This is a genomic window from Collimonas sp. GW821-FHT02H07 (assembly GCF_059421505.1).
Genome location: NZ_JBWKVC010000009.1, coordinates 152,159 through 178,192, shown reverse-complemented (window position 1 = coordinate 178,192; position 26,034 = coordinate 152,159). Strand labels below are relative to the sequence as shown.

General features: G+C 59.8%; 25 protein-coding genes. 9 read left to right on the top strand and 16 right to left on the bottom strand.

What is annotated here, in order from left to right; all coding sequences use genetic code 11:
- The first annotated feature begins 43 nt into the window (after nt 1-43).
- A complete protein-coding gene (locus tag AC07V8_RS15735; RefSeq protein WP_211441605.1) occupies nt 44-898 on the top strand; it encodes an ABC transporter permease in 855 nt (284 codons plus the stop codon).
- Between the two features lie 208 nt (nt 899-1,106).
- On the opposite strand, the gene AC07V8_RS15730 is transcribed toward AC07V8_RS15735, so the two are convergent.
- From AC07V8_RS15730 to AC07V8_RS15680, 11 genes are all read right to left on the bottom strand, one after another.
- Nucleotides 1,107-1,847, bottom strand: a complete 741-nt coding sequence (locus AC07V8_RS15730; protein WP_494679130.1) for a metallophosphoesterase family protein — start codon at nt 1,845-1,847, stop codon at nt 1,107-1,109.
- Between the two features lie 154 nt (nt 1,848-2,001).
- Nucleotides 2,002-3,711 (bottom strand): PhoH family protein, encoded by a 1,710-nt coding sequence (locus tag AC07V8_RS15725; protein ID WP_494679131.1) that lies wholly within the window; start codon nt 3,709-3,711, stop codon nt 2,002-2,004.
- A gap of 239 nt (nt 3,712-3,950) precedes the next feature.
- On the bottom strand, nt 3,951-4,367 hold the full coding sequence (locus AC07V8_RS15720; protein ID WP_494679269.1) for a peroxiredoxin: 417 nt from the start codon (nt 4,365-4,367) through the stop codon (nt 3,951-3,953).
- A gap of 118 nt (nt 4,368-4,485) precedes the next feature.
- Nucleotides 4,486-5,427 carry a polysaccharide deacetylase family protein gene (locus AC07V8_RS15715; RefSeq protein ID WP_494679132.1) on the bottom strand — a complete coding sequence of 314 codons (942 nt, stop codon included), beginning with the start codon at nt 5,425-5,427 and terminating at the stop codon, nt 4,486-4,488.
- An 85-nt stretch (nt 5,428-5,512) separates the two neighbouring features.
- Entirely contained in the window at nt 5,513-6,568 is a 1,056-nt protein-coding gene (locus AC07V8_RS15710; RefSeq protein WP_211441600.1) for a bifunctional UDP-4-keto-pentose/UDP-xylose synthase, read from the bottom strand.
- A gap of 124 nt (nt 6,569-6,692) precedes the next feature.
- Complete coding sequence (locus AC07V8_RS15705; RefSeq protein WP_494679133.1) at nt 6,693-7,601, bottom strand: formyltransferase; 909 nt, start codon at nt 7,599-7,601, stop codon at nt 6,693-6,695.
- Entirely contained in the window at nt 7,598-8,554 is a 957-nt protein-coding gene (locus AC07V8_RS15700) for a glycosyltransferase (protein ID WP_211474049.1), read from the bottom strand. Before AC07V8_RS15700 ends, AC07V8_RS15705 begins: the two co-directional genes overlap by 4 nt.
- A 15-nt stretch (nt 8,555-8,569) precedes the next feature.
- The gene (locus AC07V8_RS15695; RefSeq protein WP_494679134.1) at nt 8,570-9,706 is read right to left on the bottom strand and encodes a DegT/DnrJ/EryC1/StrS family aminotransferase; all 1,137 of its coding nucleotides are present in this window, start codon (nt 9,704-9,706) and stop codon (nt 8,570-8,572) included.
- Between the two features lie 51 nt (nt 9,707-9,757).
- Nucleotides 9,758-10,129, bottom strand: a complete 372-nt coding sequence (locus AC07V8_RS15690) for a DMT family transporter (protein WP_494679135.1) — start codon at nt 10,127-10,129, stop codon at nt 9,758-9,760.
- A gap of 12 nt (nt 10,130-10,141) precedes the next feature.
- Nucleotides 10,142-11,914 carry a glycosyltransferase family 39 protein gene (locus AC07V8_RS15685; RefSeq protein ID WP_494679136.1) on the bottom strand — a complete coding sequence of 591 codons (1,773 nt, stop codon included), beginning with the start codon at nt 11,912-11,914 and terminating at the stop codon, nt 10,142-10,144.
- Nucleotides 11,907-12,305 (bottom strand): Mth938-like domain-containing protein, encoded by a 399-nt coding sequence (locus tag AC07V8_RS15680; protein WP_494679137.1) that lies wholly within the window; start codon nt 12,303-12,305, stop codon nt 11,907-11,909. Before AC07V8_RS15680 ends, AC07V8_RS15685 begins: the two co-directional genes overlap by 8 nt.
- 422 nt (nt 12,306-12,727) lie before the next feature.
- Here AC07V8_RS15680 and AC07V8_RS15675 point away from each other — a divergent pair, with 422 nt between their 5' ends.
- From AC07V8_RS15675 to AC07V8_RS15665, 3 genes are all read left to right on the top strand, one after another.
- A complete protein-coding gene (locus tag AC07V8_RS15675) occupies nt 12,728-13,957 on the top strand; it encodes a pyridoxal phosphate-dependent aminotransferase (protein WP_494679138.1) in 1,230 nt (409 codons plus the stop codon).
- A 76-nt stretch (nt 13,958-14,033) separates the two neighbouring features.
- The gene (locus AC07V8_RS15670) at nt 14,034-15,344 is read left to right on the top strand and encodes a homoserine dehydrogenase (protein ID WP_494679139.1); all 1,311 of its coding nucleotides are present in this window, start codon (nt 14,034-14,036) and stop codon (nt 15,342-15,344) included.
- 72 nt (nt 15,345-15,416) lie between these two features.
- The gene (locus AC07V8_RS15665; RefSeq protein WP_494679140.1) at nt 15,417-15,806 is read left to right on the top strand and encodes a lysozyme inhibitor LprI family protein; all 390 of its coding nucleotides are present in this window, start codon (nt 15,417-15,419) and stop codon (nt 15,804-15,806) included.
- A 311-nt stretch (nt 15,807-16,117) separates the two neighbouring features.
- Here the strand turns inward: AC07V8_RS15665 and AC07V8_RS15660 are convergent, their stop codons facing one another.
- Nucleotides 16,118-17,026, bottom strand: a complete 909-nt coding sequence (locus AC07V8_RS15660; RefSeq protein ID WP_494679141.1) for a YicC/YloC family endoribonuclease — start codon at nt 17,024-17,026, stop codon at nt 16,118-16,120.
- A 95-nt stretch (nt 17,027-17,121) separates the two neighbouring features.
- Here AC07V8_RS15660 and AC07V8_RS15655 point away from each other — a divergent pair, with 95 nt between their 5' ends.
- From AC07V8_RS15655 to AC07V8_RS15635, 5 genes are all read left to right on the top strand, one after another.
- A complete protein-coding gene (locus tag AC07V8_RS15655; RefSeq protein ID WP_211441590.1) occupies nt 17,122-18,138 on the top strand; it encodes a serine/threonine protein kinase in 1,017 nt (338 codons plus the stop codon).
- 78 nt (nt 18,139-18,216) lie between these two features.
- Nucleotides 18,217-19,131 (top strand): PP2C family protein-serine/threonine phosphatase, encoded by a 915-nt coding sequence (locus tag AC07V8_RS15650; RefSeq protein WP_494679142.1) that lies wholly within the window; start codon nt 18,217-18,219, stop codon nt 19,129-19,131.
- An 8-nt stretch (nt 19,132-19,139) separates the two neighbouring features.
- Nucleotides 19,140-19,874: a ribonuclease PH gene (gene rph / locus AC07V8_RS15645; RefSeq protein ID WP_494679143.1), complete on the top strand. Its 735-nt coding sequence runs from the start codon at nt 19,140-19,142 to the stop codon at nt 19,872-19,874.
- A 78-nt stretch (nt 19,875-19,952) separates the two neighbouring features.
- Nucleotides 19,953-20,747 (top strand): TatD family hydrolase, encoded by a 795-nt coding sequence (locus tag AC07V8_RS15640; RefSeq protein ID WP_494679144.1) that lies wholly within the window; start codon nt 19,953-19,955, stop codon nt 20,745-20,747.
- Complete coding sequence (locus AC07V8_RS15635) at nt 20,740-21,420, top strand: ankyrin repeat domain-containing protein (protein WP_494679145.1); 681 nt, start codon at nt 20,740-20,742, stop codon at nt 21,418-21,420. The genes AC07V8_RS15640 and AC07V8_RS15635 overlap by 8 nt, the downstream gene beginning before the upstream one ends.
- 15 nt (nt 21,421-21,435) lie before the next feature.
- Here AC07V8_RS15635 and AC07V8_RS15630 read toward each other — a convergent pair whose 3' ends face one another.
- The 4 genes from AC07V8_RS15630 to hpnC all read right to left on the bottom strand — a co-directional run bounded on the left by AC07V8_RS15630 (nt 21,436) and on the right by hpnC (nt 25,862).
- Nucleotides 21,436-22,566 (bottom strand): alpha-hydroxy acid oxidase, encoded by a 1,131-nt coding sequence (locus AC07V8_RS15630; protein ID WP_494679146.1) that lies wholly within the window; start codon nt 22,564-22,566, stop codon nt 21,436-21,438.
- A 124-nt stretch (nt 22,567-22,690) separates the two neighbouring features.
- The gene (gene hpnE / locus AC07V8_RS15625) at nt 22,691-24,037 is read right to left on the bottom strand and encodes a hydroxysqualene dehydroxylase HpnE (RefSeq protein WP_494679147.1); all 1,347 of its coding nucleotides are present in this window, start codon (nt 24,035-24,037) and stop codon (nt 22,691-22,693) included.
- Between the two features lie 35 nt (nt 24,038-24,072).
- Nucleotides 24,073-24,906 carry a presqualene diphosphate synthase HpnD gene (gene hpnD, locus AC07V8_RS15620; protein WP_494679148.1) on the bottom strand — a complete coding sequence of 278 codons (834 nt, stop codon included), beginning with the start codon at nt 24,904-24,906 and terminating at the stop codon, nt 24,073-24,075.
- 143 nt (nt 24,907-25,049) lie between these two features.
- Entirely contained in the window at nt 25,050-25,862 is an 813-nt protein-coding gene (gene hpnC, locus AC07V8_RS15615) for a squalene synthase HpnC (RefSeq protein WP_494679149.1), read from the bottom strand.
- Nucleotides 25,863-26,034: the final 172 nt, after the last annotated feature.

Sequence of the window (26,034 nt, the reverse complement as noted above, 5' to 3'; positions counted from 1 at the left end):
GCCGCTCTGGATTCCAGGGCAGGCGGCAGCAAAGAGGCAAACCATGAATCAAGCACAAACCGTCGACAAGCTCAGCGCCGCCAGCCTGGCTACCGTCGAACAAGAAGCACAACGAAAAATCAAGCAGCGCTACTGGCTGGTGATGTCCCTGCGCGTCGGCATCCTGATCCTGACACTGGGCGGCTGGGAGCTGGCGGCAAGGCTGCAATGGATAGACCCGTTTTTCTTTTCGCAACCTTCGCTGATCGTGATCCAGATCTACGATTGGATCAAGGACGGTACGTCGCAAGGACCGCTCTGGACTCAGGTGCTGGTGACGCTGGAAGAAACCGTGCTGGGCTTCCTGATCGGCTCGGTGGCGGGCGTGGTGTGCGGCATCCTGCTGGGCCGCAACAAACTGCTGTCGGATGTCTTCAGCATCTATATCCAGGTTGCCAATTCGATTCCGCGGGTGGTGCTGGGCTCGATTTTTGTGATCGCACTGGGCCTGGGCATGGCCTCCAAAGTGGCGCTGGCGGTGGTGATGGTGTTCTTCGTGGTGTTCGGCAATGCCTTCCAGGGCGTGCGTGAAGCCGACCGTTACATGATTGCAAATGCACAAATCCTTGGCGCATCGCCGCGCCAGGTCACCATGTCGGTCGTGATCCCGTCAGCGCTGAGCTGGATCCTGGCGAGTCTGCATGTCAGCTTCGGTTTTGCGCTGGTCGGCGCCGTGGTGGGCGAATTCCTCGGCTCCAAGCAGGGCATCGGCTTGCTGATTTCGACCGCGCAGGGCGCTTTCAACGCCAGCGGCGTGTTCGCCGCCATGATCGTGCTGGCTGTGGTGGCTCTGGCGGCAGATTATTTGCTGACTACGCTAGAAAAACGTTTGCTGAAATGGCGTCCTGTGGCATTCTAGTTTCCAAGTGCAATTTAGTGGCTTAAGGTTGCGGCGCATCGTAAGATGCGCCGTTTTTTTTTGTGGCTATTGCTTGCCGCTGCAGTCGTCATGCGAGTCAATCCCATTCGCCTTTTCGTTCTTGGGATGTGCGGCGGCCTTATGGCTTTGCTGGTCCGGCTTGCTTGTATCCCGCGATGGCGGATAGTCCGCGTTCCTGGCCGGCGGCTCAGGATGCCGCTCTTCCCGTAAGCAGCCAGCGAGCCCAGTCGTCCCGGCCGTTCCTTGCGGCCTCGGCTGCGGCTTTGTGATGGTCGTAGCCGACGCAGTGGTGGCCGACGCGCCAGCCATGCATGTCTTTTTCGCAAATCGCATAACGCGCATGCGGGCTGCCGTTTTCGACGACATGAAACCAGGGCTGGTCGTCATCGTAGGCTTGCAGGCCTACGCTGCCTGGGTTCACCACCAGCCGTCCGCCGGAAACGGCGCAGCTGCGCGGCTTGTGGCTGTGGCCGCAGATCATCAGCTGCTGGCTGACGCCGGCGGCGTGCGCTTCGATCTGTGCCGCCGGGGCCATGTGGCAGCCATGCTGATCGACTTCTTCCAGGAAATAAATCAGATCGCTGGCCGGCGTGCCGTGGCACATGTAAACGTCGTCGGCGACTGCCAGCGTGCCGGGTAATTCCTTGAGCCAGTCGCGCTGCGCCTGGGTCGTGTTTTCAAAGGCGAACTGGTCGGTCGGATGTCCGGTTTTGGTCGCGCAGGAGAGCAGCTGGCGCTCGTGGTTGCCGGCGATGGTGGGCAGGCCCAGCGACATCAGCAGATCGGCCGTGGCGGCCGGCGCCAGCGGGCCGGACAGGATGTCGCCGGCATTGACGACCAGGTCCGCGCCTTGCCGCCTGATATCCGCCAGGACGGCCTCCAGCGCCCAGATATTGGCGTGGATATCGGAAAGAATGGCGATTTTCATGATGGTATTCCTTGGCTGATGAAGTGGATATCACATCATCAAATAAAAACGGGTGTAATTCAATCAGAGCGCTCGCCGCCCGCATCGAATTACACCCGTTTGCCTGAACTAGCGACGCATCGCTGCGCCGCTTTCAAGCGTGGTTAAAGCACGATTACAGCACGTCGCTAGCGTGGTCAGCCAGACGCGAACGCTCGCCGCGCGCCAAGGTGACATGGCCGCTGTGCGACCAGCCCTTGAAGCGATCGACCACATAAGTCAGGCCGCTGGAACCCTCGGTCAGGTACGGCGTATCGATCTGCGCGATATTGCCCAGGCAGATGATCTTGGTGCCCGGACCGGCACGCGTCACCAGCGTCTTCATCTGCTTCGGCGTCAGGTTTTGCGCTTCGTCGATGATCAGGAACTTGTTGACGAAGGTGCGGCCGCGCATGAAGTTGAGCGACTTGATCTTGATGCGCGAACGTATCAGATCCTGGGTGGCGGCGCGACCCCATTCGCCGGCATCGGAATCGGATTTGTTGAGCACTTCCAGATTGTCGTCGAAGGCGCCCATCCACGGCCCCATCTTCTCTTCTTCGGTGCCTGGCAGGAAACCGATATCTTCACCGACCGGCACCGTGACGCGGGTCACGATGATTTCGTTGTAGGTCTTGGTTTCCAGCACCTGCGCCAAGCCGGCCGCCAGCGCCAGCAGGGTTTTGCCGGTGCCGGCCTGGCCCAGCAGGGTGACGAAGTCGCAGTCCGGATTCATCAACAGGTTGAGCGCAAAATTCTGCTCGCGGTTGCGGGCGGTAATGCCCCACACGCTGTTCTTGGCGTGACCGTAGTCGCGCAAGGTTTGCAGCACCGCGGTCTTGCCGTTGATCTGCGTGACCTGGCCGTAGAACGCCGGTTCGCCGTTTTTCGGTTCGATGAAAACGAACTGGTTGACCAGCAGGGTCGGCACCAGCGGTCCGCTCAGGCGGTAGTAGGTGTAACCGGTGCCATGCTTGTTTTCTTGCCAGGATTCGATGCCCTTGCCGTGCTTGATCCAGAAATCGTCCGGCAATTGCTGGATGCCCGAGTACAGCAGGTCGGTATCTTCCAGCACGTGGTCATTGAAGTAGTCTTCCGCCGGCAAGCCCATGGCGCGCGCCTTGATGCGCATGTTGATGTCTTTCGACACCAGCACCACCGCGCGTCCCGGGGTTTCCGCTTCCAGTCCGCGCACCACGCCGAGGATCTGGTTGTCGGCTTTCCCGACCGGCAAGCCTTCCGGCAGGTCGGCGTTTTGCAGCTTGGTCTGGAAGAACAGACGGCCCTTGGCATCCTTGTTGCCAAGTTTTGACAAGGGGATGCCGTGGTCGATCTGGTCGTCGCCGATATCGCCGACCAGCGCGTCCAGCGAACGCGATACCTGGCGGGCGTTGCGGGCGACTTCCGACATGCCCTTCTTGTGGTTGTCCAGCTCTTCCAGGGTCACCATCGGCAGATAGATGTCATGCTCTTCAAAGCGGAACAGCGAGCTTGGATCATGCATCAGCACGTTGGTGTCCAGCACGAACAATTTGCTGACGCCGGATTTGTCGGCGGCGCGGCTGGTGCTCGATTTCGGGCGGATATGGCCGTCGGCAGGCTTGGTGGGCTTGTCGGCGACGCTGCGGCCATTTTCCGCCGGCGCCTTGGTCTTGCGGCTTTCTACCGGCTTGACGGCGGGCTTGGCGACGGACTTGTCGCGCGCTTGTGGTGCAACTTCCTTGTTGCGGGTAATCGGTTCAACAATGGCGATACGTGGTTTGACGGCTTTGCCGGCTTCCGCTTTTGGGTAATCTTGAACGGACAGTAAAGCAGCGGGTTTGGTCGGTAATTTTGGTAAGGGCATCAGAACCTCGCTTTAAAGATGAAAAAAGGTTCGCTTGGGTGGCAACGCGAACTGGACCAAACAGATGAAGCTACGGCTGGAACAACAATATTGGTAAGGAACATCAGCGATCACTCACGATAAACAGGCCAATACGGCAGGCCCGGCCGGTAAATTACAAATTAAAAAGTAAAAAAGCCGTTTGGGAAGGCCCTCGGGCATTTTCCTCAAACGGCTTAACAAAATAATTTTTTGTGAATTCAATGACTTACAAACTCCAATACTTCCTCAACATGCGCAGGCACCTTCACTCCACGCCATTCTTTCACCAATGTGCCGGCGGCGTCAATCACAAACGTGCTGCGCTCGATGCCGCGTACTTGCTTGCCGTACATGTTTTTCATTTTCATGACGTTGAACATGGCGCATAGCGTTTCATCCGGATCGGCAATCAGCTCGAAGGGGAGATCCAGCTTGGCTTTGAAACCGTCGTGCGAGCGAATGCTGTCGCGGCTGACGCCGAATATGACAGTATTGTGACCTTGGAATTCCTGGTGCAGGTCGCGGAACTGGATGGCTTCGGTAGTGCAGCCTGGCGTGTTGTCTTTAGGGTAAAAATACAACACTATTTTCTTGCCATGATAGTCCGACAACTTGAATGTCTGTGCACCTGTCATGGCTGCAGAGAAGTCGGGCACCGTCATGTTGATGATGGAAGGATGGTCTGCCACTTTCTTGTCCTGTTCACTAAAGATTATGATGAATCGGTTGCCAATCAAGGGCTTGATCCGCTGGTCAGGTTTCCTGCATGATCATTTCGCCTGAACGTCCGGGCAACTCCGCCCACGTGAGCGGTGCGACGGGTAACACCTGGTCCTTGACGTGCCGATAGTAATCTTCCATCGAGACCAGATCGTAGCCTTGCGCCTGCCAGCCCTGCAGCAACCGCTCGAATATGGGGGCGAGTTTTTGCCCTTCAAGCTCTGCGTGCAGAGTAAATACATGATCGCGCGACGTGGCTGTCAACGCCAGGATGTGATCGGCGATATTCGCCGGCGTCAGCTCGACGCCGTTGAAGCTGCGGCCCAGCAGTTCGTCCAGCGTCGGCAGGGTGGTCGGCAGCTGGATGCATGCCAGCGTCTTGCCATCGACCTGCAGGCGATGCGGCCCGGCGGCCTGGTCGGCCAGCGCGCCGTCGTCGGTGAGCATGGCGCGGCCGTCGGAGGCGTAGGCCATGCCGAATTTTTCCAGCTGTTCGAATGCGTAGGGATTCATCTGCCAGCCGGCGGCGCCATGGGTCAGCGGCGCCCGGCCGAAGATCTGGCGAAAGCGGTCGAACGAGCGTTGCATCTGCTGGCTGGTCCAGTCGGCGTCGCGTTGCCGCACATGGTCTTGCCAGACGCGGTGGTCCCAGGTGTGGATGCCGCACTCGAAACCGGCGGCGTCCACTGCCTGCATGTATGTGGCGCAGGTCTTGCCGATATCCGGCGCCGGCAGAAGAACGCCATACATCAAGGTCTTGAGGCCGTAGTGCTCGACCACCGAGGTGCGCGATACTTTCTGGAAGAAGCCGGGACGGAACACCTGCTTCAAGGCCCAGCCGGTATGGTCGTAGCCGAGTGAAAATAGAAAAGTGGCGCGCGCCTGGTATTTGCTTAGCAGGCGCACCAGGTTGGGTACCCCTTCACGGGTGCCGCGATAGGTGTCGGCGTCGATTTTTAGGGTGAGGAGAGGCAAGTTGTCTGGTCTGGCTGTAGTAAGGAAAAACAGCGTCCGGGCAAGACATGAGCACGTCGTGTCTTGCCCGGACCTTGGGTAAAACTTAGTCCATCAGGGCGCGTGCTTCGGCCACCTGGCCACGGTACGCATCGAAAATATTGCGCAGGGTGTCGGCCATGGTGGTGGTCGGCTGCCAGTTCAGTTCGTCGCAAGTGTTGGTGATTTTCGGCACACGGTTCTGCACGTCCTGGTAGCCCTTGCCGTAGTAGGCGGCGGAAGTCGTCTCGACCAGCTTGACCTTCTTGGCGGAGTCGGCGTACTCAGGGTATTCCGCTGCCAGCTTCAGCATCATGTCGGCCAGGTCGCGGATCGAATAGTTGTTGACCGGATTGCCGATGTTATAGATCTTGCCGCTGGCGACGCCGTCCTTGTTGGCGATGATCTTGATCAGGGCATCGATGCCGTCGTCGATATAAGTGAACGCACGTTTTTGCTGGCCGCCGTCGACCAGCGAGATGTTCTCGCCGCGCACGATGTGGCCGAAGAATTGCGTTACAACGCGCGAGCTGCCTTCTTTCGGCGTGTGGATCGAATCGAGGCCGGCGCCGATCCAGTTGAACGGACGGAACAGGGTGAAGTTCAAGCCTTCTTCCATGCCGTAGCCCCAGATCACGCGGTCCATCAGCTGCTTGGCGCAGGAGTAGATCCAGCGCGGCTTGTTGATCGGGCCGCAGATCAGTTCGGACTGCTCAGGATCGAACTCTTCGTCGTGGCACATGCCGTACACTTCCGAAGTCGACGGAAACACCAGGTGCTTACCGTACTTGGCCGCGGAGCGCACGATCGGCAGGTTGGCTTCAAAATCCAATTCGAAGACGCGCAGCGGCTGCTTGACGTAGGTCGACGGCGTGGCGATCGCCACCAGCGGCAGGATCACATCGCACTTCTTGACGTGGTACTCGACCCATTCCTTGTTGATGGTGATGTCGCCTTCGAAAAAGTGCATGCGCGACTTGTATTCTTCGTTGTCCAGCAGGTCGCGGATGCGGTCGGTCATCATGTCCATGCCGTAGACATGCCAGTCGGTGGTTTCCAGGATGCGCTTGGAGAGGTGATGGCCGATAAAACCGTTGACGCCGAGGATAAGGACTTTTTTCATAATATTCTATTGTTGTTAGAGTAGCATTCCGCGCGGTGGAACCGCGGCGAAACATGAAGCGTTGCGATTCCCGGAGGGCAGAGCGGCGGCAAAGGCCGTCTTGCCCGCAAAACCACGCAGCCGTTTATAAAAGGATGTTTTTCAGTGCTTCCGGCGTGACCGCCTGGCCATTCAGCAGCAATTGGTTAATCAACAACGCCCGGCCATCGCCGCAGACGCCAACAATGTGATTATCCACTACCGCCAAGCCTTGAGGCAAATTTACCAGCGCGTCGGCAGCGAAGTTGGCGGGAAAGCTTGCTTTCCCAACAATGAAGGTGTGGCCTTTGGCAATGCTCCAGGCGCCGGGATAGGGCGGCGCCACCGCACGGTACAGGTTGTATACCTGCTGCGCCGGCTGGCTCCAGTCGATTTCGCCGTCGGCCGGCTTGCGGCCGCCGAAATAGCTGCCTTGCGCCAGGTCGTTGGGCAGCCTGGGAGTATTACCTGCAAGTATAAGCGGCAATGCATTCCATAGCGTCTGTTCTGCCGCCACAACAACCTTGCCGAATACTTCATACGCCGTATCGTCGGGCAGAATCGGCACTGCCGTCTGCGCCACGATGGCGCCGGCGTCAGGTTTTGCCGCCATTTCATGCAAGGTGGCGCCGGTTTCGGTTTCGCCATGCAGGACTGCCCAGTTGATCGGCACGCGGCCGCGATACTTCGGCAGCAAGGAGCCATGCATATTGAAGGCGCCGTGCCTGGCCAAGGCCAGCAGATTGACCGGCAGCATGTGGCGGTAATAGAAACTGAAAATGAAATCGGGGGCCAGAGCAGCCACCTGGGCCAGCAGTTCCGGTGTAGACGGGTTGTCCGGCGCAACCGCCGGAATGCCGTGCTGGCGGCACAGCGAAGCCACCGACTCGAACCAGATGGTTTCCTGCGGATTGTCTTCGTGGGTGACCACCAGCGCCACTTCGACGCCGCGCGCCAGCAGGACCTTCAAGCAGCGTACGCCGACATTGTGATAGGCAAAGACGACGGCTTTCATGAGGCTTGCTTATCCTCTGCAGAAGACTGCTCCAGCATGGCTTGCACCACGTAGCGCGGACGCGCGCGCACTTGCTGATAGATGCGGCCGACATATTCGCCGACCAGGCCGATGCCGAACAGGATCATGCCCATCAGGAAGAAGGCAAACGCAAACAGCGTGAACACACCCTGCACTTCAGCGCCGAACAGGAAGCGGCGCACCACCAGCACCACGAACAGCGCGGCGGACGCGAAGGACAGCACGATGCCTATCAGCGAAAACAGCTGCAGCGGTACGATGGAAAAGCCGGTCACAAGGTCGAAGTTCAGGCGGATCAGGCTGTACAGCGAGTATTTCGATTCGCCGGCCGAGCGTTCTTCATGCTCGACCACGATTTCCGCCTGCTTGCGGGCGAAAGTGTAAGCCAGCGCCGGCACGAAAGTATTGACTTCCTTGCACTGGTTGATCAGGTCCACCACGTTGCGGCCATAGGCGCGCAGCATGTTGCCTTGGTCGGTCATCTTGATGCCGGTGATTTTCTCGCGCAGCAGGTTCATGGCCTTGGAAGCGACGGTGCGCCAGGCCGAATCCTGCCGCTTGCGGCGGATCGAGCCTACATAATCGTAGCCTTCGCGCATCTTGGCGACCAGGTTGCCGATTTCTTCCGGCGGGTTCTGCAGGTCGGCGTCGAGCGTCACGACGATGTCGCCGCGGGTCGCTTCAAAGCCGGCCAGGATCGCCATGTGCTGGCCGAAATTGCCGTTGAACAGGACCACGCGGGTGACGTCCGGCCGCAAGCGGAACTGTTCCGCCAGGATGGCCGCCGATTTGTCGCGGCTGCCGTCGTTGACGTACAGGATTTCATAGCTGATGCCAAGTGCATCGAGCGCCGGGTAGAGGCGCTCGAACAGTTTGGCGAGGCCCGATTCCTCGTTATATACCGGGATGACGACGGAAAGTTCTGGTTTCATCAAGCGAGAGTCAATTTATTGAAGCACGGATTTTACCGCGGACACAGCGCGTTCGACATCGTTCTTGGTCATGGCGTTGAACATAGGCAGCGAGACGATCAGGCGGCCGACCTTTTCGGCAACCGGGAACATGCCTTCCTTGAAGCCGCGCGCACGGTACATGCTCAACAGATGGATGGCCGGATAGTGATAGCCGATGCCGATGCCCAGCGCCTGCATCTGTTCCATGAAGGTGGCGCGCGCCGGTTTGCCGTCCGAGCGCTCCGGCAGCACCAGCTGGAACATGTGCCAGTTGCTGTTGCCGAAATCCGGCACCGGCAGCTGGGCACCGTACTTTGCTTCAAAGTCGCTGCCGAAGCAGCTGAAATAATATTGCGCCAGCTCGCGCCGATGGGCGGTGATGGCTTCAATGTGGGCAAACTGGCCGAGGCCGATGGCGGCGGCGACATCGGTCATGTTGAACTTGCCGCCGAGGACGTCAACATCGAGTCCGTCGAAGCCGCTGCGGGTCACGCCTTGCAAGCGGTATTTTTCCGCCAGCCGTGCTTCTTCGGCATTGTTCAGCACCAGGCAGCCGCCTTCGGAAGAGGTGATGTTCTTGTTGGCCTGGAAGCTGAACGAGGCAAAGTCGCCGAAGGCGCCGATGCGCTGGCCGTTCCAGGTCGATCCCAATGCCTGCGCTGCATCTTCCACCACGCGCAGATTGTGCTTCTTGGCCAGCGCATACAGGCGGTCCATGTCGACCGGCAGGCCGGACAGGTAGACCGGGATGATGGCCTTGGTGCGCGGCGTGATGGCGGCTTCGACCTGGGCTAGGTCGATATTGCGGGTGACCGGGTCGATGTCGGCAAATACCGGCGTGGCGCCGGTTTCAATGATGACGTTGGCGGTGGCGACCCAGGAAATCGGCGTGGTGATCACTTCGTCGCCAGCGCCGATGCCGGCGATGCGCAGGGCGATTTCCATGGTGCAGGTGCCGGAATTGAAGGTGCGCACCGGGCGGCCGCCGAAATATTCCGACAACTGCGCTTCGAATGCCTGCACCTTGGGGCCGCTGGTGATCCAGCCGGAGCGCAGCACATCGCCGACTGCGGCGATGGTGGCTTCATCGATGGTGGGCTTGGCGAACGGGAGGAATGGTTGTTGGCTCATATTGTTTTATAAGTATGGGTCTTGATGAGAGAGCAGCTTAACTGGGGCGGCTTAGCTGCGGGTTAGCAATACTACGCCGACTATGATGACGCCGATAGCCACCAGGCGCTGGGCGGATACCGCCTCGCCCAGGAAGTACCAGGCGCCGACGGCGCTGATGACGTAGCCGAGCGACAGCATCGGGTAGGCAATCGTGACGTCGACCCGCGACAGGCCGATGATCCAGACGATCAGCGAGATCACGTAGCAGGTCAGGCCGCCGAGGATCGGCAGCTGGGTGGCCAGCTTGATGCCGGTGGCGAACCAGTTTTGCGGCGTCAGGCTGATGACGCCGACCGCGTTGGTGCCGGCTTTCAGCAGGAGCTGCGCCACGGCGTTGAGGCAGACGCCGGTGATGATAAAAGCAAATGTGGTGAGATTCATGTCGGTGCAGGGTTAGTAAGGGGCGCCGGAAGTTGCCGGTGCGGACGATTCCGCCGGCGCTTCGGGGTTTGCCGCAGGAGCAGGCGGGGCCGGAGTCGGGGCGGGAGCAGATGCGGCGGCGGGAATGCCCTGGTTGGTCACTACCACGCGGCGCGGATCCTGGCCGATGACGCGCATCGGCACGCCTTGCTCGGCCATTTCCTTGTACTTCTCCGGACGGATGATGGCAATGTCCTTCTTGCCGGCGGCAGCGTCGGCATTCCATTTGACCACAAATGCTTCGATCGTCGGAATCCACAGCTGCGGTTCTTGTCCGAGGCCGAATTCCAGTTCGTCCATGTGCTTGACCATGGTCATGGTGCGGCGCAGGTAGAACGGCAGCGACTGCTCATACTTGTCGACCACGTATAGCGTGGTTTGCGGCGTCATCTCGGCGTTGATCGCCGGCACCAGGTCGATGCCGGCCGAGTAGCGGCCCTGCGGATCGTGGCCGTACATCAGCAGCTGGCCGCCGATGAAGCCGGCGGCGGCGAGGGCGACGATGGCCCATTCTTTCTGGCGGCGCGCCAGCAGCAGCGCCGCGACGGCGCCGGCAAAGGCGACCGCGGAAGCGGCGAATACCCAAGGCACATGCGCTTGCAGCAGCGGCAGCGAGTAGGCATCCTTGGCCAGCGCAGGGATTTTCCAGGACAAGGCCAGGCCTGCCACCGCCGGCAACAGCAGCAGCACGGCCGAAGCGGTGACCGCCTTGCTGGACGCCTTGTCCAGATGGCAGGCAATCAGCAGCGCCAGCGCCGGGAAGATCGGCAGGATGTAGGACGGCAGCTTGGAATCCGAGATGCTGAAGAACACGAAAATGAAGATGCTCCAGATCAGCAGCATTTTCTTCGGCTGGAAGCCGGATACGGTATGGCTTTCGCGCGCGGCATTCCACAAGCTCTGGAACATGACGCCCAGCCACGGCACGATGCCGAGGATCAGGATAGGCACGAAATAGTAGGGCGGGCCATAGCGGTTATGGATCTTGCTGGTGAAGCGCTGGAACTGTTCATGGATAAAGAAGAATTGCGGAAATTCAGGATTCTTCAGCGAAATCAGCACGAACCACGGCACCGTGATGGCAAAGAACAGGATCAGCCCAAGCACCAGGTGCAGGCGCTTCCAGATCGGCCAGTCGCGTGAAAACAGGGTATACAGCACCAGCACCGCGCCGGGAATCAGCAAACCGATCAAGCCTTTCGACAGCACTGACAAGGCCATGCCGGCCCAGCACAGCAGCATCCAGTTGCGTTGTTCGCTGTTGCTGATGTCGCTGCGCTGCGCCAGCAGCAGTGCGCATAGCGCAATCGTCATCATGCCGGACAAGCCCATGTCGAGCGTGTTGATGTGGCCGAGGCCAGCCCAGAGGAAGCTGGAGCCGAGCACCAGCGCCGCAAAAAAGCCGATGCGCGGCGAAAACACGCGGCTGCCGGTAAAGGCAGCCAGCACCACGCCCAGCAAACCGCAGAGGCCGGTCCACAAACGGGCTTGCCATTCGCCCAACCCGAACAGCTCGAAGGTCAGGGCATTCATCCAGGTTTGCAGCGGCGGCTTTTCAAAATACTTGATGCCGTTCAGGCGCAGGGTGATCCAGTCGCCGGTGGCGACCATTTCGCGCGCCATCTCGGCATAGCGTCCCTCATCGGTAGGCACCAGCGTGCGCGCGCCCAGCATATAGCACCAGACGATGCAGAACAGCAGGAACAGCAGCCAGACAAAAGTTTTTGATTTATGCAGTTCACGCATCTTGGGCGGTTTCCTTGTTGGTATCGAAAATCAGGGCGAGCACGACTTTGCGTCCTTCAGCCATCAAAATATTGTAGGTGCGACAAGCTGCCTGGTTATCCATGCATTCGACGCCGACGCGGCGCGCGGTCAGCACGGTGGTCAGTTTCGGATGTACAAAGCGTTGCCGCAGTCCGGTGCCGAGGATCACTACGTCCGGCCGGGTGCTGTCTATATGGGCAAAGTGCTCGGGGGTGAGAGCGTCGAAACTGCTGACCGGCCAGATCGCCGGCGTCGATTCGGGCAGCACCAGCAAGCTGTGCTCATAGCGGATCGCATTGATTTCCACGCCCTTGTCGTCGTAGGCAGTGACAGTCTGGTACTGCTGGGTAGAGGTGGTATGTAGCTTCATTGCTTTGTCTTTAAATAGCGGAGGGCCGAGAGCGACGCCCGGTCCTGCAATTAATTAACATGTCATGACCGGCGGGGTGACAATGGGAAAAACCAAAGGATAGACCGCAGACGGCGTGCAAATTCCCGAAAAATGGAAAATAAAGTGCTGCATTGTAGCGTTTTCCGTCCATAAGCTTGCGTTATTGATTGATAAAACCCCACGCTTTCGGCAAAATGGATGGTTCTGGCAGTGTTTTGTGCACCGCCGAAAAGCTGTCTGAAAAGTCGTGAAATGCTGGGGCGCATAGCTCCGGGGCGCCCTTACAAGGGGTAGCTGCAAGCATTTATTGCGGCGCACCTACTCCCGTGTGACGATACCCCAATTTTCCAGACAGCTTTTTAAAGCTGGATAATGTTGCGTAAAATACAAGGGATTGTGCTGTGCGACCGATTCAAAAATCGAAAAAACTGGATGATGTCTGTTATGACATTCGCGGCCCCGTGCTGGAAAAAGCGCGGCAGATGGAGGAAGAGGGCCATAAAATCATCAAGCTGAACATCGGCAACCTGGCCGTGTTCGGTTTCGAGCCGCCCGATGAAATCGTGCAGGACATGATCCTGAACATGGGCAACGCCTCCGGCTATACCGATTCCAAAGGCATGTTTGCGCCGCGCAAGTCGGTCATGCATTATTGCCAGCAGAAGCGGATCCAGGGCGTCACAATCGACGACATCTACCTGGGCAACGGCGCGTCCGAACTGATCGTGATGAGCATGAACGCGCTGCTCAACACCGGCGACGAGGTGCTGGTGCCGGCGCCGGACTATCCGCTCTGGACTGCCGCGGTCAGCCTGTCGGGCGGTACGCCGCGCCACTACGTCTGCGACGAGCAGGCCGGCTGGTTTCCCGATATCGAAGACATCAAGAAGAAGATCAACAGCAACACGCGGGCGATTGTCGTCATCAATCCGAACAACCCAACCGGCGCCCTCTATCCGGTCGAATTATTGCAGCAGATCGTCGACCTGGCGCGCCAGCACCAGCTGACCATCTTTGCCGACGAGATCTACGACAAGGTCTTGTACGACGGCGAAACCCACACCTCGCTGGCCGCGCTGGCGGATGATGTGCTGTTCATTACCTTCAACGGCTTGTCTAAAAATTACCGTTCCTGCGGCTACCGCGCCGGCTGGATGGTGGTGTCGGGCGAGAAAAAGCATGCTAAGGGCTATATCGAAGGCTTGAACATGCTGGCTTCGATGCGCCTGTGCGCCAATGCGCCGGGCCAGTACGCGATCCAGACTGCGCTGGGCGGCTATCAAAGCATCAACGACCTGGTCGGGCCGCATGGCCGCCTGACGCGCCAGCGCGATATGGCATACAAGCTGTTGACCGATATTCCGGGCGTGACCTGCGTCAAGCCGAAGGCCGCGCTGTACATGTTCCCGCGTCTCGATCCGAAGATGTACCCGATCGCCGACGATCAGGATTTCGCCTACGAATTGCTGGCTGAGCAGCGCGTGCTGATCGTGCAAGGAACGGGCTTCAACTGCCCGACGCCGGACCACTTCCGCGTGGTGTTCTTGCCGAATACCGATGACCTGGCGGAGTCGATGGGGCGTATCGCCAGTTTCCTGGAAGGTTATCGCCGGCGTCACGGCCACGCTTAAGGCAGAATTTTTACACGCCGGACAGGCGCGCTTGCCGGTCCGGTATCAGCAGATTTTTTCACAGACAGCAGAGATCATGAAATCCATCAAGGTAGGTTTGCTTGGCATAGGTACGGTCGGTTCCGGCACGTTCAACGTATTGAAGCGCAATCAGCAAGAGATTGCAGCGCGCGCAGGGAGAGCTATTGAAATTACCATGGTGGCCGATCTCGATACCGAGCGCGCCAGGCAACTGACCAACGGCGACATCACCGTGGTGAACGACGCCAAGCTGGTGGTCAACAATCCCGACATCGATATCGTGGTCGAATTGATCGGCGGCTACGGCATCGCCAAGGACCTGGTGTTGCAGGCGATCGCCAACGGCAAGCACGTGGTGACCGCCAACAAGGCGCTGATCGCTACCCACGGCAACGAGATCTTCAAGGCGGCGCAAGAGAAGGGCGTGATCGTGGCGTTTGAAGCGGCGGTAGCCGGCGGCATCCCGATCATCAAGGCGCTGCGTGAAGGCCTGACCGCCAACAGCATCCAGTGGATCGCCGGCATCATCAACGGCACCACCAATTTCATCCTGTCCGAAATGCGCGACAAGGGCCTGGACTTCGACGTCGTGCTGAAGGAAGCGCAGCGTTTGGGCTATGCCGAAGCCGACCCGACCTTCGATATCGAAGGCGTCGACGCCGCCCACAAGCTGACCATCATGGCCTCGATTGCATTCGGCATCCCGGTGCAGTTCAACAAGGCGCATGTGGAAGGCATCACCAAGCTGCAAGCCACCGACATCCGCTATGCCGAACAGCTGGGCTACCGCATCAAGCTGCTCGGCATCACCAAGCGCACTGCCGGCGGCATCGAGCTGCGTGTGCATCCGACCCTGATTCCGAGCAAGCGCCTGATCGCCAATGTCGAAGGCGCCATGAATGCGGTGCTGGTGCGCGGCGACGCCGTCGGCGACACGCTGTACTACGGCAAGGGCGCCGGCGCCGAGCCGACTGCTTCGGCCGTGATCGCCGACCTGGTCGACATCACCCGCCTGGCCACCGCCGATCCCGAACACCGTGTGCCGCACCTGGCGTTCCAGCCGAACGCCATGGCCGATACGCCGATCCTGCCGATGGCGGAAATCACCACCAGCTATTATTTGCGCATGCATGTTGCCGACCAGCCGGGCGTGCTGGCCGATGTGACGCGGATCCTGGCCGATTCCTCGATCTCGATCGATGCCATGCTGCAAAAAGAGCCTGCCGCAGACGAGATCCGTACTGATATCATCATGCTTACGCACCAGACCCAGGAAAAGAATGTGGAAGCGGCGATTGCCAAGATCGAAGCATTGAGCACCGTGGTTGGCAGCGTCACCAAGATTCGCCTGGAAGAACTGGGTTGATCGATGTACCGCTTCGCCTGTCTGCCGGCCCGCCGTGCGCCGGGCAGAGCGAAGCGACTCCAAGGAGAGTGTATGCGTAAGATGTTGATGGCATTTTGCCTGGCGGTGCCTGCGGCAGCGTTTGCCCAGGTTGATCCATGTCTGTCGCAGAGCAATACCGTTGAAATGAATACCTGCGCCAAGACCGCTTTCGACAAGGATGAAAAAACCTTGAACGAAACCTATCAGCAGCTGGTCAGGCAGATCACCAAGCCGGACCAGGATGGCGTGCGCTACGGCGAGGTCAAGAAAAAGCTGATCGAAGCGCAGCGCGCCTGGGTCGGTTTCCGCAAGAAGGATTGCGACGCCGTGTACACCTACAATGAAAGCGGGACCATTCGCGATATCGAATTCCTCGGATGCATGCGCGCCCACACGGAGCAACGCACCAAGGAGCTCAAGAACTTCATCGTCGAGAAATAATCTGCTCGCCCTGGGTCCATGGCCTGAGCGGGCGATAAAAAAGCCGCAGCAGAGTGCGATCTGCCGCGGCTTTTTTATCGCCCGCACTTTTGTCCCGCAAGCGGGCGCGGCGGAATGATGTATTTATCATGAGTTCGAGCCACCGATGCTAGGCAAGGATATTGGGTATTGCATTATTGCTAGTGCTAGTGCTAGTGCTAGTTAACTTTGCCTGTAGGACCAGGCGGGGAAGATGAGGCGTTTTTCCGGGAAGGGTAGAGGGCTGCAGAAACCCGGTTTCTGCAGCGGCAAGGCGGACAGCGGGCCGTGTTTTATTCCAGGTTTTGCACCTGTTCACGCATCTGGTCGATCAGCAGCTTCAGCTCCATGGAAGCGTCGGCCAGTTCCTTGATCGCTGCTTTCGAACCCACGGTATTGGCTTCGCGGTTGAGTTCTTGCATCATGAAATCCAGGCGCTTGCCGACCTGGCCGCCTTTTTTCAGGATGTGGCGGGTTTCATTGAGGTGGGCGGCGAGGCGCGACAGCTCTTCGGCGATATCGATGCGGATGCCGTACAGCGTGACTTCCTGGCGGATACGGTCCAAGGCTTCTTCGCGCGACAGGCCGGCATTGCCGGCATCCTGCTGCGCCAGGCCGAGCGCTTCCTGCATCCGCTCTATGGCTTTTTGCTGGAATTGCGCCACTACCTGCGGCACCAGCGGCGTGATCCGCTGTACGATGGCATCCATGGCGTCGATGCGGGTGATCAGCGTAGCCTGCAGCGCCGCGCCTTCGCGCGCACGCGATTCGACAAACGCTTCCAGCGCGGTGTGCATGGTGGCCTGGACATCGGCTTGCAGCGTGTCCTGGCTGATCACAGCTTCTTCGATGACGCCGGGCCAGCGCAACAGTTCGTTGACCGTCAGCGGCGCGGCTTCGATGAATTGCTGGCGCACCGCGCTTTGCAGGTCGGCCAGGGAGGCCAGCAGCTCGGTGTTCAAGGCTTGCGACGCGCCGGATGCCGCTTTACGGCCGAAACTCAGCCGGCATTCGACCTTGCCACGGGCAACGCGGCCGATAATGGCCTCGCGCAGCGCCGGTTCGAGCGAACGCAAGTCGTCGTTGATGCGGAATTGGAGGTCAAGAAAACGCGAATTGACGCTCTTGATCTCGATGGTAATCGTGCCTGCGGCCGTCTCGCGGTTGGCAACGGCATAACCTGTCATGCTACAGATAGTCAAAATGCTGTCCTTTGTTTCTGGTTTGCAAGGGTTTTTCTTTACAAATCAGCGATTTATCAAGACAATCCTTACACCATTTACTAGGGTAGGATCGCATGGCCGCACAAAACAATGCTCCATTGCCTGATGGGCTGAAAATTGCTGGATACCGCATTGTAAAGAAGATTGCTTCTGGCGGGTTCAGTATTGTCTATCTGGCATACGATGAGGATGGCAACGCAGTCGCCATCAAGGAATATCTGCCAAGCTCACTGGCCTTGCGCCAGTGGGGTGAACTGGCGCCGGCAATTTCGCCGGAAAACCTGCCGACCTTCAGGATCGGCTTGAAATGCTTTTTCGAGGAAGGGCGCGCGCTGGCGCGCATTGCACATCCGAACGTGGTGAGCGTGATCAATTTCTTCCGCGCCAATGAAACCGTCTACATGGTGATGGCTTACGAGTCCGGCCGCTCCCTGCAGGAACATATCCTGCGCCGGCGCGACAAGGGCGAAAAGCCGCTGGTGTCGGAAAAATTCATCCGCAAGATGTTCCGCCACGTGATGAACGGCTTGCGCGAAGTGCATACGCACAAGCTGCTGCACCTGGACCTGAAGCCGGCCAATATCTACCTGCGCGCCGACGGCACGCCGATCCTGCTGGATTTCGGCGCCGCCCGACAGACGCTGCGCTCGGATTCGCCCAAGCTGTATCCGATGTATACGCCGGGTTTTGCTCCGGCCGAATTGTATGAGCGCAATGGCAACCTCGGACCGTGGACCGATATCTACAGTATCGGCGCCTCGATTTTCGCCTGCATGGTTGGCGCGCCGCCGCAGCCGGTCGACCAGCGCAAGGTCAACGACAAGATGGAAGGCCATTTCCGCAAGCTGGAAGGCCTGTATTCGCCGGAACTGATCCAGGTGGTGCGCTGGTGCCTGATGATCGATCCCCTGCAGCGGCCGCAAAGCGTGTTCGCGGTGCAGCGGGCATTGATGGAGCCGGTGCAGGAAGAGGAAGTGAGCGTGCGCGACATGGTGACGCGCAAGATCCGCAGCGTCTTTTTCACGCATATCCAGTTCCGCCGCAAGGCCGAGAGCAATCCGGATACGACCATCCAGGAAAATACCCAGTAGGCTGCCGGCTGGGCGCTTGATGCCCGCGCCGGCCGTGTTTCAGTCTTTTTGTTAGTAAGAACACCACATAGAGAAGTCATGCGATTTTCTGTTTATCAAGAAAGCCATATCGGCGGCCGTAAGGTCAATCAGGACCGGATGGGTTATAGCTTCACGCGTGACGCTTTGCTGCTATTGCTGACCGATGGCATGGGCGGCCACCTGCACGGCGAGATCGCCGCCAACATCGCGATGCAAACCATCGGCTCGCTGTTCCAGAAGAATGCCCAGCCGTATATCAAGAAGCCGGAGCGCTTCCTGGAAGACAGTTTCTATGCCGCGCACATGGAAATCCATCGCTACCGCGAAGTGCACAAGCTGTCGGAAACGCCGCGCACCACGGTGGTGGCCTGCCTGATCCAGCACAACAGCGCTTTCTGGGCGCATTGCGGCGATTCGCGTCTGTACTGGATGCGCAACGGCCAGATCCTGGCGCGTACGCGCGACCACTCGCGCATCGAAAGCCTGATCGCCCAGGGCAAGGCCGATCCCTCGGAGCGCGCCACCCATCCTGACCGCAACAAGCTGTTCAACTGCCTCGGCGCCACCAATATGCCGATCGTCGAACTGTCGCGCCGCGTCAGCCTGCAGGCCGGCGACGTCATGCTGCTGTGCTCGGACGGACTGTGGTCGATGCTGCCAGACCACGTGCTGGCGCAGCGCCTGCAAACCAGCACCATTGTCCGCGCGGTGCCGGAGCTGGTGAATAATGCGCTTGGGATTGCCGGTAAAACCAGCGATAATATTACCGCTTTGGCAATGGCCTGGGGCAGCGATCCGAATATTGACGATCCGACCAGTTCCATCGTCACCCACACGCTGCCGATCGGCAGCCTGACCACCACCATCCAGGCGCCGCGCCTGGGCGCAGTGGATGTGCCGGACGGCTTCAGCGACGCCGACATTGAACAGGCGATCGCGGAAATCCGCGGCGCTATCGAGAAAAATATTTAAGGAACTGCATGTCTACAATTACCCGTCCTAGCGGACGCGCCGCCGATGCTTTGCGCACCGTGCGCCTGACCCGCAACTACACCAAGCACGCCGAGGGCTCGGTGCTGGTCGAGTTCGGCGACACCAAAGTGATCTGCACCGCCAGCCTGGAAGAAAAGGTTCCCGGTTTCCTCAAGGGCAAGGGGCAGGGCTGGCTGACCGCGGAATACGGCATGCTGCCGCGCTCCACCAATACCCGCATGGACCGCGAAGCCGCACGCGGCAAGCAATCCGGCCGCACCCAGGAAATCCAGCGCCTGATCGGACGTTCCTTGCGCGCCGCTTTCGATCTGGAGGCTTTCGGCGAACGCACCCTGCACCTGGATTGCGACGTCATCCAGGCCGACGGCGGCACCCGCACCGCAGCCATCACCGGCGCCATGGTCGCCGCTTACGATGCGTTTTCCCGGCTGCAGGAAAATAAAGCGATTGCGGCGATTCCGCTCAAGCACTTTGTCGCCGCGATTTCGGTCGGCGTCTACCAGGGCGCGCCGGTGCTGGACCTCGACTATGTCGAGGATTCCGGCTGCGATACCGACATGAACGTGGTGATGGCCGATACCGGCCATTTCATCGAAGTGCAGGGCACGGCGGAAGGCGTCGCCTTCGACCGTCCGACCCTGAACAGTCTGCTTGATCTGGCGCAAGGCGGCATCAGCGAACTGATCCAGCTGCAGAAACAAGCTTTGGGTCTGGCTGAGTAAATAACGGGCGGGCGCAAAAACGCGCCCAGCCATGCCTGCATGTCATCGATGGCGTCTGCAAGCGATATAATCCTGCCTATGTATATCGATTCCCACTGCCATATCAATTTTCCGGAACTGTCCGCCAGGATGCCGGAAATCCTCGCCAAGATGGCGCAAAACCAGGTGACCCATGCACTGTGCGTATCGGTCGATCTGCCGGATTTTCCGCAGGTGCTGGCGCTGGCCGAGACCTATCCGCATATCTATGCCTCGGTCGGCGTGCATCCCGATTATGAAGATACGCCGGAACCCAGCGTCGACGACCTGATCCGCCTGTCCGACCATCCGAAGATCATCGCCATCGGCGAAACCGGCCTCGACTATTACCGCCTGCAGGGCGATCTGGAATGGCAGCGCGAGCGCTTTCGCCGCCATATCCGCGCCTCGCGCGCTACCGGCAAGCCGCTCATCATCCATACCCGTGCCGCCTCGGCAGACACCATCCGCATCATGCAGGAAGAGGGCGCCGGCACCGATGCCGGCGGCGCCGGCGGCGTCATGCATTGCTTTACCGAGTCGCTGGAGGTGGCTGAAGCGGCAATCGCCATGGGTTTCTATATTTCCTTTTCCGGCATCGTCACCTTCAAGAGCGCCAAGGAGTTGCAGGCGGTGGCGCTGGCCGTGCCTTTGAGCAGCACATTGATCGAAACCGATTCGCCCTACCTGGCCCCGGTGCCGCATCGCGGCAAGATGAACGAGCCGGGCTGGGTCATGCATGTCGGCGAATTTCTGGCCAACCTGAAAGGCGTGCCGGCGAGCCAGGTGGCGCAGCAAACCACCGATAATTTTTTCAATCTGTTCAAACTGGCAAAGGATCAGGCCCATGTTTAACGTGCAAATCCGCAGTCGTTCTTGTTTTTCCGCTTTCTTGTTGCTGCTGGCGGCGCTGGCGTGGCTGCCGTCGACCGGCCGGGCCAGCAACAGCGACGACTTTTTCAAGGCGGCCCAACTGGACGACGAGCGCAGCATGAAGGCTTTGCTGGCTGCCGGCGTCAGTCCCAACCTGGTGCGGAAAGAGCGCGGCGAAACCGGCCTGATGGTGGCCGTGCGCGAAGATTCGAAGAAGGTTTTCAATGTCTTGCTGAATGCGCGCGGCATCGATCTGAATGCGCGCGCCCGCAACGGCGATACCGCGCTGATGATCGCTGCCTACAAGGGCGATGTGGCGACGGTGAAGGCCTTGCTGGACAAGGAAGCCGAGCCGAACAATACCGGCTGGACGGCGCTGCATTACGCGGCCGCGATAGGCAACGATGAAATCGTGCAGATGCTGCTGGACGCTTCCGCCTATATCGACGCCGGCTCGCCTAACAATACGACGCCGATCATGATGGCGGCGCGCGCCGGCAAGATCCAGACGGTCAAGCTGCTGCTCGACAGCGGCGCCGACGTCACACTGAAAAACGATGTCGGCATGAATGCGATCGACCTGGCCAAGAAATTCGATCACGACGACATCGCCGAAGGCTTGACGCAGCGCCTGAAAAAGGCCGGCAAGCTTTAATGGATTACCCGCAGATCAGCTCAGGATCTGCGGTCCCACATCTTTAATATCTTTGGTGCCGGTCAGCGCCATGCTGACATCCAGTTCCTGCTGCAGGATCTGCAGCATGCGGGTCACGCCGGCTTCGCCCATGGCGCCCAGGCTGTAGAGGAAAGCGCGGCCGATCATGGTGCCCTTGGCGCCCAGCGCAACAGCTTTCAAGACATCCTGGCCGCTGCGGATGCCGCCGTCGAACCAGACTTCGATCCGGTCGCCGACTGCGTCGACGATCGCCGGCAAGGCTGAAATCGACGACACCGCGCCGTCCAGCTGGCGGCCGCCGTGGTTGCTGACGACGATGGCGTCGGCGCCGGTGGTGGCGGCGATCTTGGCGTCTTCCACATCCAGGATCCCTTTCAGGATCAGCTTGCCACCCCATTGCTCCTTGATCCAGGCGATATCATCCCAGCACAAGGTCGGATCGAACTGGCTGGCAGTCCATTTGCTCAAGGTCATGATGCCGTCGGCGCCGGAGACGTGGCCGGCCAGGTTGCCGAAGGACTTGCGGCCGCTGAGCGCGCGCAGGGCCCAGCCGGGCTTGGTGGCGAGATCGAGCAGATTGGCGATGGTCATCTTGGGCGGCACCGACATGCCGTTCTTCAGGTCCTTGTGGCGCTGGCCGAGGATCTGCAGATCCAGCGTCAGCACCAGCGCTGAACACTTGGCGGCCTTGGCGCGTTCGATCAGCGACTTGATGAAGCCGCGGTCGCGCATCACATACAGCTGGAACCAGAATGGCTTGGTGGTCACGCTGGCGACGTCTTCGATAGAGCAGATGCTCATGGTCGACAAGGTGAACGGAATGCCGAATTTTTCCGCCGCGATGGCGCCCAGCATTTCGCCATTGGCCCATTGCATGCCGGTCAGTCCGGTCGGCGCAATTGCCACCGGCATGGTCACCTCTTCGCCGATCATGTTGCTGCGTGTGGAGCGCTGGTCGACGTTGATGGCGACCCGCTGGCGCAATTTCAGGGCCGCGAGGTCGGTGCTGTTGGCGCGATAGGTGCTCTCGGTGTAGGAGCCGCTGTCGGCATAGTCGTAGAAGGCTTTGGGGACGCGCTTCTTGGCCAGCAGGCGAAAATCTTCAACGCAGGTGATGACAGACATAGGGCTCTCCGCAAGTCTAATATTTATAGTGTGCCGCTATATTAGATGAAAAGAATGCAGCTGAAGTGCAATTCAATTGATGTCTGGCATGAAGCTTTTTCAACTGCCCGGCCGTTACAGCTCGCTAGCGCAGCTGCAGCAGCAATTCCCTGGCCGCCTGCTGGCCGCTGCGCACCGCCGATTCCAGGGTCGCAGGATAGTCGCTGGCGGTGTAGTCGCCCGCCAGCATCAGCCGTTCCAGGCCGCTGTCGTTGGCCGGCCGCGCCAGGCCCGGGGTGCAGGCGAAGGTGGCGCGTTTCTCTGAAATCACCTTGCTCCACAAGGGTTGCGCCAGCTGCGGCTGCTTGAATACGGCGGCAATCTGGGTTGCGACCGCGCTGCCCAAAGCCTGATGGCCGTCCTGGATCGCTTCGGACGATGCGCTGATGACCACTGCCAGCAGGCCGGCCTGAGCGGGATCGAGCTGGCCGCGGTCAAACACGAATTGCCCCCAGGCCGCGTCACCGCCGACGTTGTCCGGATCGTCGACCAGGGCGAAGAAGGGCTGCGGCAGGCGTGTCGCGCTGGCATATTGCAGATAGCAGGTGGTGATCGGTTCGTAGGTAAAGCTGCGCAATGTGGCCAGCAGTTCGGCATCGGCGCAGCCATCCAGCAGCGTGGCCGCGGTTTCGGGCGGCGTGGCGATGACGACGGCGTCGAAGTTCTGGCTGGCGTCGTTGCTTTGCAATTGCCATTGCTGGCCGTCGCGCCGCACTTGCCTGACGCTGCGGCCCGATTCCAGGCTGCCGCCGCGTTCTTCCATAAAGGCGGCGGCCTGTTGCGGAAACAGGCTGCTCAGGTCGCGCCGCGGCAGCAGCATGTCGGATGCGCTTCTGCGGGCGCCGAGGCTGTCGCGCAGCACCGCCAGGAAGACCTGGGCCGAGGCATGTTCAGGGCGGGTGTTGAGCGCGGCGATGCACAGGGGGCGCCACATCAGCTGGATCAGGCGATCGGTCTGGTCGAAGCGCTCCAGCAAGGTGCTGACGCTGCAGTCGTCATTCAGGCGCCAGTCCATCCAGCGCGCCGCCGAGGAAAAGCGCGCCAGCGCCAGCTTGTCCTCGCGCCCCAATCCGCGCGCGCGCCACAGCGCCACCAGCAGATGCAAGGGCGCCGGCAGGCGCGGTGCAGTAAAGGTCATGCCGCCGCTGCCGGCCGGATAGCACATTTGCAGCGGCAGGCGCAGCATGGCTTGTTCCGGAGCTATGCCGACCTTGCGCATCATCTGCAAGCTTTGCCTGTAGGCGCCGAGCAGGATGTGCTGGCCGTTGTCGAGCACGATGTCGTCGATGTCGACCCGGCGCGCGCGGCCGCCCAGCTGCCGGCTGGCTTCGAACAAGGTGACCTGGTGGCCCGCTAGCGTCAGTTCGACGGCGGCGGTGCAGCCGGCCCAGCCGGCGCCGATCACTGCAATATGCTGCGCTTGGACGGTCATCTCAAGAAATGGAAAAGAGGGGAGACGGGATCAGTTTAGCCGCGCACATAAGTCTTCCACGCCAGCCACAATTTACGGATAGGCGTGAGCGAAATACGCTGGTTCAGCACATGGAAGCCGTCGCGCTCGATCTCGTTGAGCAAGGCGCGGTAGATCGCTGCCATCATCAGGCCGGGACGCTGGGCCCGGCGGTCCTGCTTGGGCAACAGGGCAAAGGCGTCGTCGTAGGCCTGCTGGGCGCGCGCTACCTGGAAGCGCATCAGGTTGACGAAGTTCTCGCTGTAGCGGGCGTTGAGGATATCGGCGGCGGTGACATTGAACTGCTGCAGCTCGTTCACCGGCAGATAAATGCGGCCCTTGCGGCCGTCTTCGCCGACGTCGCGGATGATGTTGGTGAGCTGGAAAGCCAGGCCGAGCTTTTCGGCGAACTGCAGGGTTTGCGGCTGGCTTACGCCGAAGATGCTGGCCGAGAGGATGCCGACCACGCCGGCCACATGCCAGCAGTATTGCTTGAGGCCTGGGTAGTCCAGGTAACGGGTCTGGTTTAGATCCATTTCCATGCCGTCGACGATGGCTTGCAGGTGCTTGCCTTCCAGTCCATAGGTCAGCAAGTGCGGCTGCAGCGCCTGGGTCACCGGATGCGACGGATTGCCGGCCAGCATGGCGGCGATTTCCTTGCGCCACCACATGAGCTTGCTGCGCGCCACGCTTTCATCGGTGCATTCGTCGACGGTATCGTCCACTTCGCGGCAAAACGCGTACAGGGCGGTAATGGCGCGACGACGCTCGACCGGCAGGAACAGGAAGCTGTAGTAGAAACTGGAGCCGCTTTGGGCGGCCTTTTGCTGGCAGTAATCGTCTGGGGACATGGATATCGAAACGTAATGTGCGGTAATGAGCAGTAATGAATACTTGGATATTCTTGGCTGCAGGCAGCTTGAAAACAACTTGCCCGAAGTATACGTAAGAAATGCTGTCTGTTTGCTGATTTATCGGTTTTTATTGATTTTTGTTATGCCATGCGCAGGGCGCGCCAGGCCAGCAGCAGCCAGTCGGCTTTCCGCAGTTTCGGCCGCTGGCGGAACATATCGTATTGCGCTGCTTCCAGCATTTCCAGGATGCGCAAGCCGCCTTGCACCACCAGCCGCAGCTCCCAGCCGATCCGCCCGGGCAGCCGCAGCGCCAGGCCCTGGGCGCCCGTCATCATGGTGCGTGCGCGTTGCACTTCGAATTCCATCAGGCGGCGCCAGGCATGGTCGGTGGCGCCGTTGGCAAGCTGCGCCTGCGATACGCCGAAGCGCTGCATGTCTTCCAGCGGCAGGTAAATGCGCGCCTTGTCCCAGTCGATGGCGACGTCTTGCCAAAAATTAATCAGCTGCAGCGCCGAGCAGATCGCATCCGAGTCGCGCAGGTTTTGTTCGCTGGCCGCGCCATACAGGTGCAGCATCAACGCGCCGACCGGGTTGGCCGAGCGGCGGCAATAGTCGAGCAGGTCGGTAAACTGGCCGTAGCGGGTGGTGACCACATCCTGTTTGAATGCGGACAGCAGGTCGCGAAACGGCGCCAGCGGCAAGCGATATGCCATGATGACCTCCTGCAGCGCCTGGAACAGCGGGCTTTCGGCCGCTTGCCGCTGTTCTATCCGGTCCAGCGCGGCTTCATAGGCGCCCAGCTCGCGCAAACGCTGCTCAGGGCCGGCGTCGCCTTCATCGGCAATGTCGTCGGCGCTGCGGGCAAAGGCATAGATGGCCTTGACCGCGGGGCGCAAGCGGGCCGGCAAGAGTATGGATGCTACCGGGAAGTTTTCGTAATGATTAGTAGGCATGGGGCGCAAGCCGGTAAAACATTGATTAAAAAGATACTTTCACGCCTGTTGTCGGCAGGCGCAAAAAAGCCTTGAGCAAAATTGATCGCTCGCAATTATAATTACTGACTTTAGAGTTAGTAATTTTTTGAAGACGGGATAAAAGCTGTAGCAACAGCCCGCCTTCCCATAG

Excerpts from the sequence above, each read along its gene's own strand:
- AC07V8_RS15735 (WP_211441605.1), top strand. The coding sequence starts at position 44 with ATGAATCAAGCACAAACCGTCGACAAGCTCAGCGCCGCCAGCCTGGCT.
- AC07V8_RS15730 (WP_494679130.1), bottom strand. The coding sequence starts at position 1,847 with ATGAAAATCGCCATTCTTTCCGATATCCACGCCAATATCTGGGCGCTG.
- AC07V8_RS15725 (WP_494679131.1), bottom strand. The coding sequence starts at position 3,711 with ATGCCCTTACCAAAATTACCGACCAAACCCGCTGCTTTACTGTCCGTT.
- AC07V8_RS15720 (WP_494679269.1), bottom strand. The coding sequence starts at position 4,367 with ATGACAGGTGCACAGACATTCAAGTTGTCGGACTATCATGGCAAGAAA.
- AC07V8_RS15710 (WP_211441600.1), bottom strand. The coding sequence starts at position 6,568 with ATGAAAAAAGTCCTTATCCTCGGCGTCAACGGTTTTATCGGCCATCAC.
- AC07V8_RS15705 (WP_494679133.1), bottom strand. The coding sequence starts at position 7,601 with ATGAAAGCCGTCGTCTTTGCCTATCACAATGTCGGCGTACGCTGCTTG.
- AC07V8_RS15700 (WP_211474049.1), bottom strand. The coding sequence starts at position 8,554 with ATGAAACCAGAACTTTCCGTCGTCATCCCGGTATATAACGAGGAATCG.
- AC07V8_RS15695 (WP_494679134.1), bottom strand. The coding sequence starts at position 9,706 with ATGAGCCAACAACCATTCCTCCCGTTCGCCAAGCCCACCATCGATGAA.
- AC07V8_RS15690 (WP_494679135.1), bottom strand. The coding sequence starts at position 10,129 with ATGAATCTCACCACATTTGCTTTTATCATCACCGGCGTCTGCCTCAAC.
- AC07V8_RS15685 (WP_494679136.1), bottom strand. The coding sequence starts at position 11,914 with ATGCGTGAACTGCATAAATCAAAAACTTTTGTCTGGCTGCTGTTCCTG.
- AC07V8_RS15680 (WP_494679137.1), bottom strand. The coding sequence starts at position 12,305 with ATGAAGCTACATACCACCTCTACCCAGCAGTACCAGACTGTCACTGCC.
- AC07V8_RS15670 (WP_494679139.1), top strand. The coding sequence starts at position 14,034 with ATGAAATCCATCAAGGTAGGTTTGCTTGGCATAGGTACGGTCGGTTCC.
- AC07V8_RS15665 (WP_494679140.1), top strand. The coding sequence starts at position 15,417 with ATGCGTAAGATGTTGATGGCATTTTGCCTGGCGGTGCCTGCGGCAGCG.
- AC07V8_RS15655 (WP_211441590.1), top strand. The coding sequence starts at position 17,122 with ATGGCCGCACAAAACAATGCTCCATTGCCTGATGGGCTGAAAATTGCT.
- AC07V8_RS15650 (WP_494679142.1), top strand. The coding sequence starts at position 18,217 with ATGCGATTTTCTGTTTATCAAGAAAGCCATATCGGCGGCCGTAAGGTC.
- rph (WP_494679143.1), top strand. The coding sequence starts at position 19,140 with ATGTCTACAATTACCCGTCCTAGCGGACGCGCCGCCGATGCTTTGCGC.
- AC07V8_RS15640 (WP_494679144.1), top strand. The coding sequence starts at position 19,953 with ATGTATATCGATTCCCACTGCCATATCAATTTTCCGGAACTGTCCGCC.
- AC07V8_RS15635 (WP_494679145.1), top strand. The coding sequence starts at position 20,740 with ATGTTTAACGTGCAAATCCGCAGTCGTTCTTGTTTTTCCGCTTTCTTG.
- AC07V8_RS15630 (WP_494679146.1), bottom strand. The coding sequence starts at position 22,566 with ATGTCTGTCATCACCTGCGTTGAAGATTTTCGCCTGCTGGCCAAGAAG.
- hpnE (WP_494679147.1), bottom strand. The coding sequence starts at position 24,037 with ATGACCGTCCAAGCGCAGCATATTGCAGTGATCGGCGCCGGCTGGGCC.
- hpnD (WP_494679148.1), bottom strand. The coding sequence starts at position 24,906 with ATGTCCCCAGACGATTACTGCCAGCAAAAGGCCGCCCAAAGCGGCTCC.
- hpnC (WP_494679149.1), bottom strand. The coding sequence starts at position 25,862 with ATGCCTACTAATCATTACGAAAACTTCCCGGTAGCATCCATACTCTTG.